2 protein-coding genes and 1 pseudogene are annotated in these 1,687 nt (G+C 70.2%); all 3 read left to right on the top strand.

Annotation, left to right across the window (positions count from 1 at the left end; translation table 11 throughout):
* Positions 1-768, top strand: a pseudogene (locus tag IEY78_RS33720) (bifunctional metallophosphatase/5'-nucleotidase); the annotation flags it as partial.
* Positions 765-1,304 (top strand): dCTP deaminase, encoded by a 540-nt coding sequence (gene dcd, locus IEY78_RS33715; RefSeq protein WP_189104810.1) that lies wholly within the window; start codon positions 765-767, stop codon positions 1,302-1,304. The pseudogene IEY78_RS33720 and the gene dcd, both read left to right, overlap by 4 nt.
* A partial coding sequence (locus IEY78_RS33710) for a dCTP deaminase (RefSeq protein WP_189104809.1) occupies positions 1,301-1,687 on the top strand: 387 nt, incomplete at its 3' end. The genes dcd and IEY78_RS33710, both read left to right, overlap by 4 nt.

The raw sequence follows: 1,687 nt of genomic DNA, 5'->3' as shown, positions 1-1,687 counted from the left end.
GAGCACCATCACCATGTCGATGCCTGGATGGTGCTGTCCCACTCCGGCTTCGAGACGGATCTGGAGCTGGCCGCGGCCTGCCCGTTCGCCGACGTCATCTTCGCCGGGCACTGCCACAGCGAGTTCTACGCACCCGCACACGTGGGCGACACCCTGGTGGTCAAGGGCGCCGAGCTCGCCGCCGGATACGCCGCGGCCGAACCCGTCGGGTCCGGCTGGGCCGCCCACACCCACCGCTTCCCCCAGACCACCGGCCTTCCCGACGGCCTTGCGGCCCTCGGGGAGAAGATCGCGGCCACCGGCCAGAGGCTGGCCACCTCGTTGGGCACCGTCAACGACCCGTACCGCAACAACGTGCTGGACCGCAGGCTGCTGCTGACCGAGGTGACCTCCCGGCTCCACACCGGGCTCGGGGTCGCCGCGGTGATCCTCAACGAAACCGCCCTGCGGACCGTACGGCTCGGCGACGTGCTCACGCTCGGGGACCTGCTGGCCATCGAGCCGTTCGGCAACCAGCTCGTCCACGCCTTCCTCCCCGACGAGCACCTGACCGACCTGGACGGCCTCCTGGACTACCTGACCGAGCGGTCCGGACCGCTGGTCACCGCACCGCACCCGCTCGCCGCGGGGATCCGCAGCGTGCTGACCACCAGCTACCTCGCCGACACCTACCTGGGCGGCCGCACCCACCAGGCCGGGGTGCAGCTCGGCCAGGCCGCCCGCCACGTCCTTTCCACCGCACCATCAGCCGACGGAGACCGAAGATGATCCTCACCGGCCCGGAGATCACCACCGCCGCCGACGACGGACGCTTACGCATCCACCCCTTCGAGGCGGACCAGGTCAACCCCAACAGCTACAACGTCCGCCTCGGCTCCACCCTGCTGACCTACACCGCCGAGGTCATCGACGCCCACCACCCCAACCCCACCCGGTCGTTCGAGATCAGCGACGACGGATACGTCCTCGAACCGGGCGAGCTCTACCTCGGCCACACCCTCGAAGAAGTGGGCTCCGACGTCTTCGTGCCGCTGCTGTTCGGCCGCTCCTCGGTCGGCCGACTCGGCCTGTTCGTCGAGATCACCGCCCCGATCGGCGACATCGGCTTCCACGGCCAGTGGACGCTGATGCTCTCCGCGATCCGGCCGCTGCGGGTATACGCGGGGATGAAGATCGGGCAGATCATGTTCTTCGTCTCCACCGGCGACATCGACCTGTACGCGGGCAAGTACCAGGCCGCCGCAGGCCCGCAGGCATCCGGATACTGGCGCGACATCGCCACGGTGCGGGCGGTGGCCTCGTGATCCTCACCGGCCCCGCAATCGCCGCAGCCATCACCCGCGGCGAGATCACCATCGACCCCTACGAGCCGTCGCGCATCTCCCCGAACGCCTACGACTGGCGCCTGGGCACCACGCTGCGGGTCTGCGACGGCGACCTGGACGCCGCCGCCCCCACCGGCTTCACCGAAACCACCATCCCCGCCGCGGGGTTCGTGCTTCAGCCCCGTGTGCTCTACCTCGGCGTCACCCACGAGCGGACCGGCTCCGAACGGTTCGCGCAGCTGCTCAACGGCGACCGCACGACCGGCTCCCTCGGCATCTGGGTGCACGTCTCCGCCCCGCTCGGCCACCAAGGCCATGCGATCCGCTGGACCCTGGAGATCCAGGCCGCCAAGCCCGTCCGC

The sequence above is a fragment of the Streptomyces kronopolitis genome (assembly GCF_014646275.1).
Classification (GTDB): Bacteria; Actinomycetota; Actinomycetes; order Streptomycetales; family Streptomycetaceae; genus Streptomyces; species Streptomyces kronopolitis.
This window is presented reverse-complemented; position numbering and strand designations above follow the sequence as displayed.

Coding starts and splice junctions, on each gene's coding strand:
- dcd (WP_189104810.1), top strand. CDS start 765: ATGATCCTCACCGGCCCGGAGATCACCACCGCCGCCGACGACGGACGC.